Below are 18,206 nucleotides of genomic sequence, written 5' to 3'. Positions count from 1 at the left end.
GCTAACCTTTTAAGCCGCTAATCGCCATAGACTCGATAAAGTAGCGTTGGCAGAAAAAGAATACAAGAATGACTGGAACCATCGATATAATCGATGCCGCCAAGATTACCGGATAGTTAGAAGATCCCATATATTGTGATTGCATAGAAGCAATGAGAACTTGAATGGTTTGTTTCTGCGGGGAGCTTAAATAAATAAGCGGTCCCATAAAATCATTCCAAATGCCCATGAAGCTAAGCGCTGCTTGAGCTGCAATCGCAGGTTTTGCAACCGGCAGTGCAATGGTCCAGAAGGTACGGAAGAAACCGCTGCCGTCCAGCTTCGCTGCTTCCACCAGCTCATTCGGCAAACCTCCCGCCAAGTATTGGCGCAGGAAGAAAATAACGACGATATTGCCAAATAACCCGGGTACGATAAGCGGCAAAAGCGTATCCGTCCAATTAATTGACGAGAAGCCAATAAACTGAGGAATCATAACGACGGAAAAAGGAATCATCATCGTGCCAAGCAAGGATAGAAAAATAGCATCTTTAAACGGAAATTCAATCTTAGCGAATGCATATGCCGCCATTGTTGAAACGAAGATTCCAATGACAAGTACAAAGGCGACAATAATCATGCTATTCATAAAACCGCTTAGCAACGGAGAATCATTCCAAGCCGTTACATAGTTTTTGAATGTAGCCGGGTCTGGAATCCATTTAGGCGGAATTTCAAAAACGTTGCGTTGATCTTTTAATGAAGTGGATATCGTCCAAACGAACGGCGCCAGCATAATAATAGAGCCGATACATAGAATTAATGCCACCCAAAGGTTTGTTAGTCGTTTCTGTTGCATTTGAAATCAAACTCCCCTCGCAAACTGTAACGGTAAAAGATTAATCGTTGTACACCCATTTTTTCGATAAACGGAACTGAAGGAGTGTAACGATGAAAATAATAATGCCAAGAACCCAAGCCACTGAGCTGGCATAACCCATATTAAAATACTTGAACGCATTTTCGAAAATATAAAATACTACGGTTGCCGCACTATACTCCGGCCCTCCGTCGCCTGCCAATACGTAAATTTGGCTAAACGATTGGAACGCGCCGATAACGCCCATGACAATAACGAAAAAATGAATGTTCGTCAGCAGTGGAATGGTAATTAACCGCAGTTTCTGGAATGCACTCGCGCCATCCACTTCAGCTGCCTCGTAATAGGACGACGAAATTGATTGCAGCCCGGCTAAATAAAGAACCATCGTACCGCCAACGCCGCCCCATACTCCCATCAAAATCATGGAAGGTTTAATCCAATTTGCGTCACCTAACCAGTTAGGCCCTTCGATGCCGAACCAACTCCACATCGTTTGGTTGAGCAAACCAAAATCTTGATTCAAGATCCATTGCCATAACAACGACACCGCAATAATGGGTGAAATGACTGGCAAGTAATAGATTGTCCGTAAAAACGAGATTCCTTTGAGCGGACGGTTCATCATAATAGCAAGCAAGAGTGCCACAATCATGCCAATGGGTATGCCAAGCATCATAAATACAGTGTTAAAAAGTGATTTGTACACCTTCTCATCGTGAAAAACTTCTATATAGTTATCAAAACCTACAAACTCAGGCGGCGTAACCAAATCCCAAGACGTGAAGCTTAACCACGCGGAGTAAAGAAGCGGTGCGACTCCAAAAATGAGAAAGCCAAGCACTGGGGCCGCGACAAACAGGTAGGCCCATGCATATTCTTTGCGGATATAACTAGGTTTACTTTTCCTCATGCGTACACATCCTCGCACTAGCTATTCGTTATTTATGTTTATCATTCGAAACTTTAGTTTACTTATTTCCCTTGTCATACAGCTCTTGAAGCTTCGGCTGCAATTCCTTCGCCCAATCCGCAGCAGTCATCTTGCCATCCCATACTTTGCCGGCCTCTTGCCACATCGTATCGATCCATTTTGTATCCTTTGAACCAAACTCAATTGGCGGATGACCGTAATCTTCAATAATATCAAGGAAAACTTGACGATTTGCTGGTGCTTTGTCATAAGCTACAAACTCGCCTTTTGCCATATCAATCAAGTTCGGAACTGCTTGCCCAAGCTCATAGTTTTGCTTCTGTCCTTCTTTATCCAGCGCAAGGAATGCTGCTAAGTTAAACGCTTCTTGTGCATGCTTCGATTTGCTGGATACTGAGTAACCCATTGAGCCAACCCATGTTCCTGCTTTGCCTGTCTCCGGATTCACCGGCCATGCCGCAATATCCCATTCAAACGGCAAATCCCAAAATCCCGGTTGATCCCATGGTCCCATTGGGAACATGCCTACTTTGCCGGCTACAAATCGCGAGTACGAATTCATCGCTTTCTCATCCTCCGGCGACGGCGATACATTGTGCTTGATGCGCAGATCTGCTACCCATTGCATTGCTTTTGCGAATTCCGGTGTATCAATCGTTACTTTGCCTGTTGTATAGTCGATGAAATCGCCTCCGCTTGCCCATACCGCGCCTTCCAGCGTAAAGTTGGCTCCGCCATAAATGTCGACTTTGCCATCGCCATTCTCATCCTTCGTCAGCTTCTTCGCTGCATCTAACCAGTTGTCCCATGTCCATTTGCCAACCTCTGCCGGCGGCAATTCGAGCCCAGCTTCAGTAAACATCGTTTTGTTGTATGCCATTGCCCATGGACCTACGTCCTTCGGCAATCCGTACAAATCCCCTTGCCCCAGCTGCTTGCCGTCAAAACGGTAACGATCTAGCGCTTGTTTCCATACGTTATCGGCTTGGAACAGCTCTGTCGTTTCTAGAAACGGCTGCAGGTTTTGAATCGTGCCTGCTTCGGCAAATTTGTAAAACTGCGGGCCCGATACGTAAAATACATCCGGTGTTTTGCCCGATGCAACGAGCGTAGACAGCTTCTGATTGTATTCAGCAGGCGGCACGCTTGTGTACTCTACCTTTACGTTCGGATATTTCGTTTCGTATGATTTAATCAGCTTGGCGAATATATCTTTCTCCTGCGGACTGCCATGACCCATAAACGAAATCTTCACTTTTTCTTGCGGTGCGTTTGTTGCTGCATCACCTTTATTCCCCGTATCTCCGTTTGTAGCAGAGCTGTTGCCATTTCCACCTGATGAACATGCCGATAGCAGCATTCCAAAGCATAATAACATTACAAGTCCAAGCTTTGCGGATAATTTGCTCTTCATTGCGGTTGTCGCCCCCTATGTTGTGTGAATACTTATAGCGCCCTGTAAGCGCTTAATCCAATGAATTCATTATAAATTATATTGTTATATGTTTATATACTGAATATAATATAAAAAATACCATGCGCTAAAAATCAGCACACGGTATTTGTATGTTCTATTGATTACATTTCGCAAAATTTTACGGGTACAACAATACGCTGCGGCTCGTACTCCCCTTGTAGCTGCGCATGAAGCAACTCAACGGTAACCTTGCAAATCTCGTCTTCATTTTGCTGCAAATACGATACATCCTGAAAATCAGGTCGGTCAAAACAAACAAGCTCGAGATTGTCAGGCACTAATTTCTTCAGCCTCTTCGCTGCGTAATAGGTATAGTTGGTCAACTCCACATTGACAACGAATGCTGCTGAAACCTCAGGACGCTCACTCATAAAGGATTCAATAATGTGCTGCGCATTGCCGCTCGATATATCCTCAATTTTGAGAATACACCACAAATCCTTGTTAATCGGAAGCTTTTTGGCTAAATACGCTTTTTCGAATCCGATCACTCTTTCTTCGGTCGCTGTATTCGTAATTTCAGGCGTGATAAGGGCAATATGCTCATGGCCGCTGTCGAGCAAATGAGTGATAGCCTGTTCCGTCCCATTTACATTATCCGAGCTGACGCTGTATGTGCGAATCTCTTTCAAAAAACGATCAATTAGCACATGCGGAAATTTATCGAGCGACAAGCGTAAAATGCTATCATTGTATCGCTCCTCCTCCGTCGGAAATACAATTAATCCGCGTACGCTTGCAGCGACCATCGATTCAATAGCTGCGCTTTCTTCAAGCTGCGACTCTCTCGTAATCCTTACCTGTAGGTTGTAGCCGCTGGCTGTTACGTACTTTTCGATTGAGTCCAGTATTTTCTGATCCACCTTCGTCTTCATGCACGGTAAAATAAGTCCGATGACGTCCCGCACATGGCTTGAAACATCTAAATCCTCAGCCGTTTCGCCATCCTGTCTTACAAACGTTCCTTTGCCTTGTACTCGAACGAGTACGCCTTCATCCGCTAAACCAATCAATGCGTTTTTACTCGTGATTTGGCTTACTCTATATTTGTCCGCAAGCTCCTTCTCGGAAGGGACGCGATCTCCAGGACGCAATTTCCCAGCTTTGATTTGCCCTAAAATATCGACTTGAATTTGCTTATATAAAGGGAAATTTTTCATAACGACGTCCTCTCATTATATTAATATATTAATTATACTAAATTAATTTTATTTTGTCTGCAATGGAATAATTGATGTTCTTTATAAAGATGAGCGAGATCTCCTAGAAGATACAAGAAGGCATAAACTTAAACCCCGGTCATCTCAGTGAAAATTGATCTACGTTATCTAGGAGGGCTGTTCCTCTCAGATCCAATTGTTGATCTCATCGGCTATACATAATATCCTCGAATTATATCTCTAATGAACTGTATGATGCTTATTATGTAGAAAACTTCTCTTATTTCATTTTAACGAACCTGATTAACGTTATATCATGATTTTTAGGGTGCCATAAGCTGTTTTTCTCGAAATAACGATTATAGAGTTCGTTACGTTTTTAATCCAGAATATAAGATATAAATAAGACCTACTGGGTTCGTAAGCTATATAAATGATGCGGGAAGGACAGCATTCTCCCTAAGCTCCATCAAAAAAAACAGGGCTGTTCCAAAAGTAGAATGATCTACTTTAGAAACAACCCTTTAACCTCAATATTGTATAATCCTATTATTTATTGCCCTTGTCATACAGCTCTTGAAGCTTCGGCTGCAATTCCTTCGCCCAGTCTGCAGCAGTCATCTTGCCATCCCATACTTTGCCGGCCTCTTGCCACATCGTATCGATCCATTTTGTATCCTTTGAACCAAACTCAATTGGCGGATGACCGTAATCTTCAATAATATCAAGGAAAACTTGACGATTTGCTGGTGCTTTGTCATAAGCTACAAACTCGCCTTTTGCCATATCAATCAAGTTCGGAACTGCTTGCCCAAGCTCGTAGTTTTGCTTCTGTCCTTCTTTATCCAGCGCAAGGAATGCTGCTAAGTTAAACGCTTCTTGTGCATGCTTCGATTTGCTGGATACCGAGTAACCCATTGAGCCAACCCATGTTCCTGCTTTGCCTGTCTCCGGATTCACCGGCCATGCCGCAATATCCCATTCAAACGGCAAATCCCAAAATCCCGGTTGATCCCATGGTCCCATTGGGAACATGCCTACTTTGCCAGCTACAAATCGCGAGTACGAATTCATTGCTTTCTCATCCTCCGGCGATGGCGATACATTATGCTTGATGCGCAGATCTGCTACCCATTGCATTGCTTTTGCGAATTCCGGTGTATCAATCGTTACTTTGCCTGTTGTATAGTCGATGAAGTCTCCTCCGCTTGCCCATACCGCGCCTTCCAGCGTAAAGTTGGCTCCGCCATAAATGTCGACTTTGCCATCGCCATTCTCATCCTTCGTCAGCTTCTTCGCTGCATCTAACCAGTTTTCCCATGTCCATTTGCCAACCTCTGCCGGCGGCAATTCGAGCCCAGCTTCAGTAAACATCGTTTTGTTGTATGCCATTGCCCATGGACCTACGTCCTTCGGCAATCCGTACAAATCCCCTTGCCCCAGCTGTTTGCCGTCAAAACGGTAACGATCTAGCGCTTGTTTCCATACGTTATCGGCTTGAAACAGCTCTGTCGTTTCTAGAAACGGCTGCAGGTTTTGAATCGTGCCTGCTTCGGCAAACTTGTAAAACTGCGGGCCCGATACATAGAATACGTCCGGTGTTTTGCCCGATGCAACGAGCGTAGACAGCTTCTGATTGTATTCAGCAGGCGGCACGCTTGTGTACTCTACCTTTACGTTCGGATATTTCGTTTCGTACGATTTGATCAGCTTCGTAAATATATCTTTCTCCTGCGGACTGCCATGACCCATAAACGAAATCTTCACTTTTTCTTGCGGTGCGTTTGTTGCTGCATCGCCTTTATTCCCCGTGTTTCCATTTGTAGCAGAGCTGTTGCCATTTCCACCTGATGAACAAGCCGATAGCAGCATTCCAAAGCATAATAGCATTACAAGTCCAAGCTTCGCGGATAATTTTCTGTTCATTTCGTTTGACGCCTCCCTTTTTTTGCAAGCGCTTCCTTGATGAACTCATTCTAGATTATATTGTTATACTTTTAAATACTCTATTTAGTATAAAAAATGAGAAATTATCTTCTTTCAACTAATGCTTCACCTTAAAAAGCAGTCAATAACCCCATTTTCTAACGAAAACTTCTGCATTTTCATTCAACTTCTATCATTCCAGCGTTTTTAAAGTACAGGATATACTAACTTTAGTATATATTTAAATACTAATATATTCTATAATCCGTTTTGAAGCGCTTACAAAACAATAAGAGGAGATGGTTTCACATGTTTGTCCAAAGCAAGGTTAGAATAACCGCTTTATGGATTGGCTTGCTTCTTATAATCAGTATTCTGCTCCCTGGTTTTCAAGCTTTTGCAGCTCCTGGATTAGCTTGGCCCTCAAATACCGCAACTGTATTCACCCCTCAAAATGGCGGAGTATGGTATCCACGGCTGCTAAAGCTGAACAATAACGATATTTTAGCCTCTTTCGATACGAATGCAGGCGGGGGCAATACAAGAGTCATGCTTTCTCGCAGCACGGACGGCGGTCATACCTGGTCTCCTGCCATACAAGCTGCAGCTGATTCCAGCGGTAATGTAGGTAATGGCCAAATGCTTCAGTTGCCGAATGGCGAGATTTGGCTATCGTACCGCCTTGTTGTGCAATCGGGTTCGATTTATAACACTTACCTAAAAACCAAAAAAAGTACCGATGGCGGCATCACCTGGTCAGATTTAACGAACGGCCAAATCGGCTCTGCCACAGCAAACTCGTTCAAAGGATTATGGGAACCGCATCTTCAAATGCTTGGCAATACAATAGCTGTATATTATGCGGATGATAGTCCTGCCACTGTAGGCAATACAGGCCTTCAGAAGCTTATTATGAAAACATGGACCGGTAACGGCTGGAGCGGCGAAACGATTGTCAGCGACGGTGTTGCCGCAGGCTCTAGAGATGGAATGCCAGTTATTACCCAAATGGCTAATGGCCAATACATCCTAGTGTTCGAAGCGACAGACGTCGCAGGTCATCCTTTTGTTATAAAATATAAAATATCGTCGGATGGTTATAACTGGAACGTCCCTCGTCAAACCCTTTATGTTCCTTCCAAAGCCGGAAAAAAAGCTGGTGCGCCTTTTGTTGTTAAGCTTGGAGATGGCCGCTTGCTTGCTTCTTTTCAAACGGACAATGACAGTACGAATACCGGTGACGCATTCTCTTCCATGTACACGATGATTAGCGCAGACAATGGTGCAACTTGGCAATATCGGACTAATATTTTCCCAGTAAGCGACTCGACCAGCTCCAATTGGAATGCCTTACTGCCCATAGATTCTACTCACGTCCTTGCAGCGACGAGTGCAGACTATCCAAGCAGCGGAGTGTATATTCGATTTGGTCATGCAGTTACACCATCGAACACAAACCTAGTAACAAATTGGAGTTTTGAAACGGCAAATGTAAGCGGCTGGACGACATTTGGCGATGATTTCCCCGCTCGAATTAAAGTACATGGCACAAACGATGGTGTCGGTGTACCCGCCGCCCAGGGCAATTATTTTATCGGACTAGCCGGAACGAGCGGACCTGCATCAGCTTATGTTGGCCAAACGATTAGCGGTCTTGATAATGGCAGCTATACGCTGCGTGCGTATATGCGGAGCAGCGGCGGTCAAAATTCTTGCGTAATGGAAGTAAAAGATTTTGGCGGAACGTCGCGTCAAACCAACTGCCCCGTAACCACGGCTTGGACGCCGGTTACACTCTCGAACATCGCAGTTGTAAACGGGCAAGCAACCATAGGCTTTTTCACATCAAACAGCCAAGCGAGCCAATGGGTCGATATTGACCGGGTTGAGTTTACTCGCAACGATGTTTACAATGGTGTCGTTTCAGGCGGTGTATACAAGCTTGTTAATACAAATAGCGGCAAAGCGCTTGAGGTTGATGCTTGGGGAACAACGAATGGCTCCAATGTGCAAATTTGGACGGAGGGTGCGAATCAGGCAAATCAGCTCTGGCAAATTACGCATGTCGGGGGCGGAGCATACAAGCTCATTAACACGAACAGCGGCAAAGCGCTTGATGTCAGCGGGGCAGGAACAGCTAACGGCACCAATGTTCAAATCTGGGATTATGCGAACTCAGATAACCTGCATTGGAAAATCATTGACACCGGGAGCGGTTACTTCAAGCTTATCCACTCACTCAGCAATAGGGCGCTGGATGTCGCTGCTTCTGGCACAGCCAACGGATCAAACGTTCAAATCTGGGATGATCTCGGAAACGGCGCCCAAAGATGGAAGCTTGTTCGCGTTAGCTGATACGGCAACCCCTGTTTGTTTCATTAGCATAAAAAAGTATTCAATACATGGGTTGTCCTAGAAGGTAAACAGCTTATCAGACATTTCATCACCGTATTAACGCATCTGTCCTACCGTGGTCTTTCCGGCAACAACTAGTCTAAAATAGGTCACCTTTCTATCCACGAAGCGTTTGGAATTTGATTCTTGTGTAATTGTGTAATATGAAGGATTGCATAAAAAGTAAGCCATGAAGTAAATACTCATCTCGCAGAAGCTCCCTAGACCATTCTAGAGAGGAGTATTTATTCATGGCTTCATTTCAGGTTACACTTGGTCTAAATCACCAATGATGCATCCAGCTGTTTATCGAAGAGTCTCGGGACGCAGGCGTAACAGTTAAAGATGGGGTTTCACACATAAGCATGGACTTCGCACCTTTGTAAAATTGATCTAGAAAATAGTCTTAAATTTGCTCATCACCAACGATAAAGCTCAATAGGAGCCTATCCAGCAAAAATAAGACTAAAATATAGTCCTATATTCATCAAACGTGCCCTTCTCACCAAAATAGATCTAGAAAATAGTCTTATTTTCGCTCATCGCCCAGGATAAAGCACGATAGGAGCCAATTCGGCAAGAATAAGACTAAAATATTGGCCTATTTTCATCAAACGTGCCCTTCTCACCAAAATAGAGCTAGAAAATAGTCTTATTTTTTCTCATCAGCCTCGCTAATGCTCAATATGATTCAATCCAGCAAATATAAGGCTAAAATATAGTCCTATATTCATCAAACATGCCCTTCTCACCAAAATAGATCTAGAAAACAGCCTTATTTTCTCTCTTCACCCTCGATAAAGCACGATAGGAGCCTATTCAGCAAGAATAAGACTAAAATATAGTCCTATTTTTATCAAACATGTACATTTCACCAAAATAGAGCTAGAAAATAGTCTTATTTTCGCTCATCAGCCTCGATAATGCTCAATATGATTCAATCCAGCAAAAATAAGACTAAAATATAGTCCTATATTCATCAAACGTGCCCTTCTCACCAAAATAGAGCTAGAAAATAGTCTTATTTTCTTTCATCACCCACGATAATGCTCAATATGAGTCAATCCAGCAAATATTAGACTAAAATATAGTCCTATTTTCATCAAACGTGCATTTCTCACCAAAATAGAGCTAGAAAATAGTCTTATTTTCGCTCATCACCCACGATAAGCCTTAATAGGAGTCATTTCAGAAAAAATAAGTCTAAAATACAGTCCTATTTTCATGCTTGACTAAGAGGAGCTGAAATAAGTCTATTATTTAGACCTATTTTGGTGAAAAGTGCACGTTGCTCCTCTTAGTCAAGCAAAACCACTGCTTTAAATAAAGCAATGGCAGTCTCAAAAGCAGATAAACTGCTTTTGAGACTGCCTCTTTTCGTTAAACCAATATACTCCATACGGCGCTGACTCACTACGAGATCTGCTCCATTTCCTCTACTTTATGCCATTACACTCGCTCTACATCCCCCATCAAATTACTCCTCATAAATCATTTTTCTCGTCATACCGCCATCAATTGTGATGTGGGTTCCGGTTACAAAATCATTTTGAGGGTCTGTTAAATATAGGCATGCCCGTGCAATATCCTCCGGTTTGCCTACCCGCTTAGACGGATGCTGCTCATGATCCTCTGGGCGCAGCTTGCTGTAATCACCCGTTTCGATCCAACCTGGACATATAGCGTTAACCGTAATATGATCTGGGCCAAGTGACACCGCCATCGCATGCGTTAGCGAGAGAATGCCGCCTTTGGATGCCGCATAGGCTTCTGAATTCGGTTCCGACATCATTGCTCTCGTAGAAGAAATGTTTACGATAGCTCCACCGCCGGTTGTCCGCATCAACTTGGCAGCCTCACGCGAGCAGACAAACGTCCCGCGCAGGTTCGTATTCACAACGCTATCCCATTCATCAATGGATAGGTCGTATGGCGACTTCCATATGCCAAACCCCGCGTTGTTTATGACGATGTCTAATCTCCCGACAATCGTTGCCAAATCACGCAGCATTTTAATAATGTCATCTGGCTTGCTCATATCGGCAGAAAGGGATAAAGAATCATAACCTGCCTCTTGCAGCATCAAGCCAGTCTGCTCCAGTCCTTCTTCGTTTTTATCCACTAATACAGGAAGTGCTCCTTGTTCCGCATAAGCTAGTGCAAGTGCTCGTCCAATACCAGCTCCTGCGCCTGTTATTAGTACCACCTTATCCTCGTATGCTGCTTTCATTTTGAATGCCTCCTTAGCGTGTCCTTTTACCTAAAGAGTCTAAAGCAAATCGAAGCAAAATGAAAATCCAAACCGCTTACCTCCATCAAGAGGACAAATACAGCAGCTTCACGAAATAATAGTCAACGGAACAACGGCAGGATTTTTTAGAAAATCTGAAAAATGGAGCTGATCCCTCTGAACACTAAAGCTGTCTTTTTCGATTTATTTGAAACGTTGATAACTGAATTTACGAATGGTAAGCGCACCATCAATAGATCCACGGACGATTCTGCACTTCTCGGCATGAATCATGGAGATTTCAAGAAAGAATGGCGCATACGCCAAGAAGCAAGAATGACTGGACAATATGTTAACTTCATTGAAGTGTTGAGAGACATTTTGGAGAAGCAGAATTTGCCTTACAACGAACAAGTGGTGGAGCAATTGTATCGAACAAGAATCGATGAAAAACAGGCTCCATTTTTAACGATTCAGCCAGCTGTTCTTGCCATGCTGAAAGAGCTGCAAAGCAAGCACATAAAAATAGGGCTTATTAGCAATTGTACAGAAGAAGAAATTCGCCAGTGGAAAGCTAGCCAGCTTGCTCCCTACTTTGATGATGTCATCTTCTCGTATGAAGTTGGCTTAGCCAAACCAGACATTCGTATATATCAACTAGCCTGTGAACGGTTAGACGTATTACCCGAAAATGCGGTATTTGTAGGCGATGGCGGTTCTAATGAGCTGGATGGCGCATACAACGCTGGCTTAAAAGTTTTCCATGCCTTTTGGTTTAATACCTATATAACAAGCCGTTACACGAAGCTGCTCGATCCTGATCATTTAATAGCTCATTTGCCATAATAAAATAGAAGCAAAAAGATACTTTGACGATTCACAGCTACTGCTCTGAGTTTATTTCATCCAATCGTATGGATAAAAAGTTACTGTGGAAGTTGTGGACAAAACGTGTCAAATAATCTGAAAATTTAATTAATATTGTAAAAACAGCTTGAACACCCCTTGTCAATTTTCTTAAAAGCGAATATGATAAAAGCAATCAAAGGTTGTGAATCTTTTCACACTGTATAGTATATTGTGAATTAATTCACGTTGTAAGGGCGGCTGCCATAGCAGACTACCCTCTACACATCCCATAGGAGGCGTTTTTTATGACAATGAACATTGCTGTTATTGGCTGTACACATGCAGGAACTGCTGCAATTAAACAAATGGCTGCACTTTACCCGGAGGCCAACATTACCGTTTATGAACGGAATGACAATATCTCGTTTCTATCGTGCGGCATCGCACTGCATGTTGGCGGTGTAGTTAAAAATGCTGAGCAGTTATTTTATGCTTCGCCCGAGCAGCTTGCTGAGCTTGGCGTGAAGACGCATATGCGACATGATGTGCTTGCAGTAGATACGGATGCCAAACAAATTGAGGTCCGCAATCTTGTAACTGGCGACGAATTTACTGAAAGCTACGATAAGCTCGTTGTTACAACAGGCTCGTGGCCGATTATTCCGCAAATGGACGGCATCGCGCTTGAAAATATCGTTCTTTGCAAAAACTACAACCATTCGAAAGAAATTATCGAGAAAGCAAAAACAGCGAACCGCATTGCAGTTATCGGAGCTGGCTACATCGGTATTGAGCTCGTAGAAGCATTTGAACAGCTTGGCAAACAGGTAACCTTAATCGACAATATGGAACGCATTTTATATAAATACTTGGATCGCGAATTTACAGATGTTACAGAGCAAGCGTTGGTTGATAAAGGGATAACGATCGCAACTGGCCAGACGGTTACTTCGTTCAAGGGCAGCGAGGGCCATGTAACGACGGTCATCACGACAGCTGGAGAATATGAAGCAGATCTCGTCGTGCTTTGCATCGGCTTCCGTCCTAACACTGAGCTGCTGAAAGGCCAAGTTGACATGCTTCCTAACGGCGCGATTATTGTGGATGATTATATGAGAACGAGCAAAGCGGATGTATTTGCTGCTGGCGACAGCTGCGCCATCCACTATAATCCAACAGGGCAAAACGCCTATATTCCTTTAGCCACAAACGCTGTCCGCATGGGAACGCTCGTAGCCAAAAACCTAATGAAACCAACGGTCAGATATCTTGGAACACAAGGCACGTCGGGTATAAAAATTTACGATTATAACATTGCATCGACTGGTTTAACGGAAACAGGCGCGCTTGCTGCGGGAATGAATGTGAAAAATGTCACAATCATTGATAGCTACCGTCTTGAATTTATGCCTACCTTTGAGCAAGTGACTTTAAAGGTCGTATATGAAGCGGATAGCGGCAGAATCGTTGGCGCACAGGTGTTATCGAAGGTTGATCTTACCCAGTCGATTAATACGTTGTCGGTTTGCATCCAGAACGGAATGACGATGGAGGAATTAAGCTACGTCGATTTCTTCTTCCAACCGCATTACAACAAGCCATGGAACATGCTTAACCAAGCTGGTTTGCAAGCTGTATAATTTTATAAAAGCTGCAAGGATGGCACCCTGCCATCCTTGCAGCTTTTTTATTATCAATTAATAAACAAAAGCCGCCCTGTAACAGGCGGCTCTTGCCTATTCACTACAAATTATCAGCCGGCGGCTTCCCGAAATGAGGGGTTCCATCGGCGTTCCACGTAAATATCTTGGCGCGGGCGTGACGATTGGGATCAAATAACGGATCGCCTTCAATGTCCTTGTAGCTGCGAGCATGATAGATCAAAATATCCTGTTCCCCATCCTCAGACACGGTGAAGCTGTTGTGACCTGGCCCATATTGACTATTTTCCGGGCAGCTTGTAAACACTGGCGTCTGCGTCTTTAACCATGAGAGCGGATCAAGCAGATCGCTGTTCTCCTCAGCAGTCAATAAACCCATTGCATAGTTATGATTGGTGGCGCTGCCGGAGTAGGTCATAAATATTTTCCCGCCCCGCTTCAGAACAGCCGCTCCCTCATTTACCATGAAACCAATGACTTCCCAGTCGAACTCCGGCTTCGTAATTAATACCTGCTTGCTCTTCAGCGTCCAAGGATTGCTCATCGAAGCGATATACAAATTTGTATTGCCTTGAATGGCTGGGTCTTGCTGCGCCCATACTAAATATTGCTCGTCATTATGCAGGAAGCTTGTCGCATCAAGCGAGAAAGAATCCCAATCCGTCTTGATCTGGCCCCTCTCCGTCCACTCGCCCTCAAGCGGGTTAGCCGAATCATTTTCAATAACATACATGCGATGCCTGAATGGCGCATCTGCCCTTGCGGCAGCGAAATATACATACCATTTTCCAGCGATAAAATGCAGCTCAGGTGCCCAAATATTGTGGCTCATTGGTCCCGAATCTTGTTTTTCCCATACTACAACCTGCTCAGCATCAGTAAGTCCTTCCAGTGTTTGTGCTCTTCGCAGCTCAATCCGATCATACTCCGGCACGGAGCCTGTAAAATAATAATACCCGTCTGTATGCTTCACAACCCACGGATCTGCTCTTTGCTCTATTAACGGATTTCGCAGCTGCTTCTGCGACTGTTCAGATGCTTGTGTGCTCATGTTTCTCTCAGTCCTCCAGCTAATATTTCTATTTTTATAAAATAACTTCATCGATTCATTACTTATTCCAGCTTAATATCGGCCGCGGACATTTGTTCTAAGCCGTTGTGGCCGCTATGATTTTCCGAAGTATCATGTTCCATCTCATCGCCTTGTGCATTAGCTGTATGACCACGATGTTCATCTATGACAGCGACATTGCTCACAGCATGCTGGGAATGCTCACTCCCTGCCGGGCTTCCGCAGCCCGCCGCAAGCAAGCCAAGAATTATGATTACCGCAGTTACTGTCCGCTTCCGATACTTTTTTGTATGCAAAACCGATTTATTCATAACCATTCACCTCATGCTTTAAAATCTAATCTCATCCATTATTGCCCATCAACCTCAGCCTCAATCCTGCTAACGGACGATAGTATGTATTATCCCAGTGCTTAGAATATTGTAATAAATAGTACCAAGTCATAGTACCTTGTTATATGATTATAGTAGATATTACCATCCGCTTAAGGAGAGGATCAGATGGATGATTTTAATGAGTATTTATCTACAACTAGAGAGAAATTGTTAAATGAAATATCATTCCTAGATGACGATGAATTCAATCGTACATTTGAAACTTCAATGTGGAGTATAGCTCAGGTTTGCCATCATTTATGGAAAACGGAAAATTTGTTTAGAAAGGCCATTTTATTCGGGCTTAAGCAAAAGATTTTATCCAAAACCGAACGTCAGCCTATTGAAATTGTGTTGGATAAGTCGATGAAGTATCAAGCTCCCCAAATTTCAGAACCTGACTCAGGACCATTTCAAGTATCACAGATCATTCAATTATTAAGCGAATCAAGAATTAAATTAATGGATGTTCTTGTTAAGATTGAGGATAAATCTATTGTGGAGGAAATAGCAGTGAATCACCCGAGGTTTGGCAACTTGCCATTGGATCAATGGATCGAACTGCTATATTTGCATGAGCAGCGGCATACAGAGCAAATTAAAGATTTAAAAGCACTTCGTTAATATAAATGTTATATTTATTGCTTTCATAATAAACGAAATCAGAACCAAAAAAAAGAGGGGCTGTATTCAGCCCCCTACCTGCTTTATTTTATACGATGTCGTAGCCTTGATCCTCGATCGCTGCTTTTACTGCCTCTATCGTAACCTTCGATTCATCGAAATCGACTGTTACTTTCTTGTTTGCCAAATCTACCTTGCCTACCGCTCCTACATTTGCAACGGCCTTCTCAACCGAACTGACACAATGACCGCATGTCATGCCCTCTACCTTCAATACTGCGTTTGCCATCATTAAAATCCCCTCTCCGTCTATTATTTCATTAGTTTGTTAACGGTAATGAGCAATTCATCGATAACTTCACTTTCGCCGGCTTGAATACGTTCAATTACGCAGCTTCGCATATGTCCTTCAAGCAGCAGCTTGCCGACACTGTTCAGAGCGGATTGTGCTGCGGCAATCTGATTAAGCACGTCATCACAATACGTATCCTTCTCAATCATCGCCTTAATGCCTCTAATTTGCCCTTCAATGCGGTTCAAGCGCTTCGTTAAATTGTCCTTCATTTGTGAGGAGTGATGACTCTTCCGCGGACCATTTGGATCGCAGCAGTCATCTGGTGGATGGGAATGCTCATGAGTTCCATCGATTATTGCTTCATTGTCCATTTCGCATACCTCCATGGGGTATTACTTGATGAATTTATCATATCATACCCCTTAGGGGTATGTAAACACTCATTTTAATAATGTAAATTTATCCCTTATCTTACACTTTTATTCTTTTCGCTATTATGCTACGATCATCCTCGTGTTCATCCTAAACCACATCGAATCGGAGGAATATCAGTTAATGGATTATTATGCACATGTCAAATGGTTTACAGACATCATCGCGGAGAAACAACCGCTTGCCGTCATTCTTTCTCCTTTTTTCATGAAGCTGGCAATGATCATCACCGTTCTGCTCGCCGTGCTAACCAAGTTCCTTCCTGAGTTGTCGAGCTCAAATTTGTCTACAAAAGTGGATCGCCAGCTCGTTAAGCTCCGGCGATATTCCTTACCCATCATAAAGTACGGCACAGCTGCTGCTCTTCTCATTCAAGCAGCTTCCGGAACACGCTTCGCACTGGAATTTAAGCTTACAGACGGCTGGCAAACGATCCTCATGTGGGCTGCAATCATATTACTGCTTATTCCGCGGCATTATGCAACAAAGATTGGTGCGCTTGTGCTGCTCGTTCTATTCATTGAAACAGGCATTGAAGCCGGAATATTTCATATGCTTGATTATGGTTTTTATTTGGCCATTATTGGCGCCCTGCTGCTCGAGCGGACCAAACTATCCGAATGGGGATTCCCCCTTCTCTATTTGGGAACAGGCTTATCGCTTTGCTGGGTCGCCGTAGAGAAATGGATTTACCCGACAATGGCAGAAGATATTATTATTAAACATCACGTACCCACGTTTGGTTTTGACACCTCACTATTTATCGTCATGGCTGGTTATATAGAGTTTTTGGTTGGTTATTTACTCGTAATCGGTATTTTGAACCGAATGTTATCTGTGGTGCTAACCTTCATTTTCATCTCAGCAACGATGCTATTTGGCATGAAAGAGCTGATTGGTCATTTTATGATTCACATCGTACTGCTTTTGTTTATTATCGAAGGCGCTTGCATCTATAAGAAACCGCTCTCCGTTTATCGCACGATCTTCACGCAAATGGTGTTTGTTCCGCTTAATTTTATTTTCGTACTAGCTACCTACCTCCTCCTGTATTACCGCTTCGCTTAACTCTTATTGGAATCATTCCGGAGCCCACTTTTTTTTCGTGTTTGACACAGCCATAATATTACTTCTATATAGTTAGTAATAGACTCTATTGTGCAGAAAGGATGAATCGTTATTAAAACTATTATTAATTTCGCCCATCGCGGAGCAAGCGGTTATTGTCCCGAAAACACGCTCGCTGCATTCAAGAAAGCCATTGAGCTAGGTGCTACTGGCATCGAAATTGATGTTCAACTAACGAAGGACGACCAAATGGTTATCATTCATGATGAATCACTAATGCGGACAACCGGCTTGAACAGGCTTGTAAAGGATACAGCATACGAGGAGCTTATGTCACTCGATGCTGGCAGCTGGTTTAACCCCGCCTTCCAAGCCGAACGAGTTCCACTTTTAGAGCAGCTTCTTGAGCTTCTCCGTCATACGGATATCATTTTAAATATCGAACTTAAAAACGGTATCATCCAGTATCCAGGTTTGGAGCAAAAGGTAATTGACATGGTTCGAGCCTTCGGAATGGTTGATCGCATCATCCTATCCAGCTTCAATCATTATTCGCTGTCGCTCTGCAAGCAGCTGGCACCTGAAATTCGTACCGGTGTTCTGTATATGGAAGGGCTTTATCGTCCTTGGGAATATGCAGCGACGCTTCAGGCTGATGCACTGCATCCTTTCAAATACGCTGTAACGCCAGAATGGACAGCTTCCGCCGCTGCACATGGCATTGCCTACCATCCGTTTACGGTTAATGATGCGGAAGAGATGGAGCGACTCATTGACGCAGGTGTAGACGGCATCATTACGGATTATCCTGATCGATTGGCTGAGGTGCTATTAAGGAGAGGGGCATAAGC

The 18,206-nt window shown here is 43.5% G+C and carries 16 protein-coding genes; 6 read left to right on the top strand and 10 right to left on the bottom strand.

Annotation, left to right across the window (positions count from 1 at the left end):
- Position 1: 1 nt before the first annotated feature.
- The 5 genes from ACIFSR_RS19640 to ACIFSR_RS19620 form a co-directional block, all read right to left on the bottom strand.
- Positions 2–838 (bottom strand): carbohydrate ABC transporter permease, encoded by an 837-nt coding sequence (locus ACIFSR_RS19640; protein ID WP_430059411.1) that lies wholly within the window; start codon positions 836–838, stop codon positions 2–4.
- 40 nt (positions 839–878) lie between these two features.
- Positions 879–1,772, bottom strand: a complete 894-nt coding sequence (locus tag ACIFSR_RS19635; RefSeq protein WP_076267158.1) for a carbohydrate ABC transporter permease — start codon at positions 1,770–1,772, stop codon at positions 879–881.
- A gap of 58 nt (positions 1,773–1,830) precedes the next feature.
- On the bottom strand, positions 1,831–3,207 hold the full coding sequence (locus tag ACIFSR_RS19630; protein ID WP_430059409.1) for an ABC transporter substrate-binding protein: 1,377 nt from the start codon (positions 3,205–3,207) through the stop codon (positions 1,831–1,833).
- Positions 3,208–3,371: 164 nt separating this feature from the next.
- A complete protein-coding gene (locus ACIFSR_RS19625; RefSeq protein ID WP_339204868.1) occupies positions 3,372–4,430 on the bottom strand; it encodes a GntR family transcriptional regulator in 1,059 nt (352 codons plus the stop codon).
- A gap of 549 nt (positions 4,431–4,979) precedes the next feature.
- Positions 4,980–6,356, bottom strand: coding sequence for an ABC transporter substrate-binding protein (locus ACIFSR_RS19620; protein ID WP_430059407.1), 1,377 nt, complete (start codon positions 6,354–6,356; stop codon positions 4,980–4,982).
- Between the two features lie 309 nt (positions 6,357–6,665).
- Between ACIFSR_RS19620 and ACIFSR_RS19615 the strand changes: the two genes are divergently transcribed.
- Positions 6,666–8,711, top strand: a complete 2,046-nt coding sequence (locus ACIFSR_RS19615; protein WP_430059406.1) for an RICIN domain-containing protein — start codon at positions 6,666–6,668, stop codon at positions 8,709–8,711.
- Positions 8,712–10,227: 1,516 nt separating this feature from the next.
- On the opposite strand, the gene ACIFSR_RS19610 is transcribed toward ACIFSR_RS19615, so the two are convergent.
- On the bottom strand, positions 10,228–10,980 hold the full coding sequence (locus ACIFSR_RS19610) for an SDR family NAD(P)-dependent oxidoreductase (RefSeq protein ID WP_430059404.1): 753 nt from the start codon (positions 10,978–10,980) through the stop codon (positions 10,228–10,230).
- Between the two features lie 162 nt (positions 10,981–11,142).
- On the opposite strand from ACIFSR_RS19610, the gene ACIFSR_RS19605 reads away from it, so the two are divergent.
- Positions 11,143–11,826 (top strand): HAD family hydrolase, encoded by a 684-nt coding sequence (locus ACIFSR_RS19605; protein WP_430059402.1) that lies wholly within the window; start codon positions 11,143–11,145, stop codon positions 11,824–11,826.
- 314 nt (positions 11,827–12,140) lie between these two features.
- Complete coding sequence (locus ACIFSR_RS19600; RefSeq protein ID WP_339209747.1) at positions 12,141–13,469, top strand: FAD-dependent oxidoreductase; 1,329 nt, start codon at positions 12,141–12,143, stop codon at positions 13,467–13,469.
- Positions 13,470–13,572: 103 nt separating this feature from the next.
- Here ACIFSR_RS19600 and ACIFSR_RS19595 read toward each other — a convergent pair whose 3' ends face one another.
- Positions 13,573–14,541, bottom strand: coding sequence for a glycoside hydrolase family 43 protein (locus ACIFSR_RS19595; protein ID WP_430059400.1), 969 nt, complete (start codon positions 14,539–14,541; stop codon positions 13,573–13,575).
- 62 nt (positions 14,542–14,603) lie between these two features.
- Positions 14,604–14,873, bottom strand: a complete 270-nt coding sequence (locus tag ACIFSR_RS19590) for a hypothetical protein (protein ID WP_430059399.1) — start codon at positions 14,871–14,873, stop codon at positions 14,604–14,606.
- 189 nt (positions 14,874–15,062) lie between these two features.
- On the opposite strand from ACIFSR_RS19590, the gene ACIFSR_RS19585 reads away from it, so the two are divergent.
- Positions 15,063–15,560 carry a DinB family protein gene (locus tag ACIFSR_RS19585; protein ID WP_339204875.1) on the top strand — a complete coding sequence of 166 codons (498 nt, stop codon included), beginning with the start codon at positions 15,063–15,065 and terminating at the stop codon, positions 15,558–15,560.
- Positions 15,561–15,648: 88 nt separating this feature from the next.
- Here the strand turns inward: ACIFSR_RS19585 and ACIFSR_RS19580 are convergent, their stop codons facing one another.
- Together ACIFSR_RS19580 and ACIFSR_RS19575 are read right to left on the bottom strand one after the other, a co-directional pair.
- Positions 15,649–15,849 (bottom strand): copper ion binding protein, encoded by a 201-nt coding sequence (locus ACIFSR_RS19580; protein ID WP_054023077.1) that lies wholly within the window; start codon positions 15,847–15,849, stop codon positions 15,649–15,651.
- Positions 15,850–15,872: 23 nt separating this feature from the next.
- Complete coding sequence (locus ACIFSR_RS19575; protein ID WP_339204876.1) at positions 15,873–16,226, bottom strand: metal-sensitive transcriptional regulator; 354 nt, start codon at positions 16,224–16,226, stop codon at positions 15,873–15,875.
- A gap of 184 nt (positions 16,227–16,410) precedes the next feature.
- On the opposite strand from ACIFSR_RS19575, the gene ACIFSR_RS19570 reads away from it, so the two are divergent.
- Both ACIFSR_RS19570 and ACIFSR_RS19565 read left to right on the top strand, forming a co-directional pair.
- On the top strand, positions 16,411–17,355 hold the full coding sequence (locus ACIFSR_RS19570) for a hypothetical protein (RefSeq protein ID WP_430059397.1): 945 nt from the start codon (positions 16,411–16,413) through the stop codon (positions 17,353–17,355).
- A gap of 111 nt (positions 17,356–17,466) precedes the next feature.
- Positions 17,467–18,204, top strand: coding sequence for a glycerophosphodiester phosphodiesterase (locus tag ACIFSR_RS19565; protein ID WP_339209748.1), 738 nt, complete (start codon positions 17,467–17,469; stop codon positions 18,202–18,204).
- Positions 18,205–18,206: the final 2 nt, after the last annotated feature.

The organism is Paenibacillus sp. NRS-1760 (genome assembly GCF_050467785.1).
GTDB lineage: Bacteria > Bacillota > Bacilli > Paenibacillales > Paenibacillaceae > Pristimantibacillus.
Note: the sequence above shows the minus strand (reverse complement) of the source record. Positions and strands in the feature narration are given on the sequence as shown.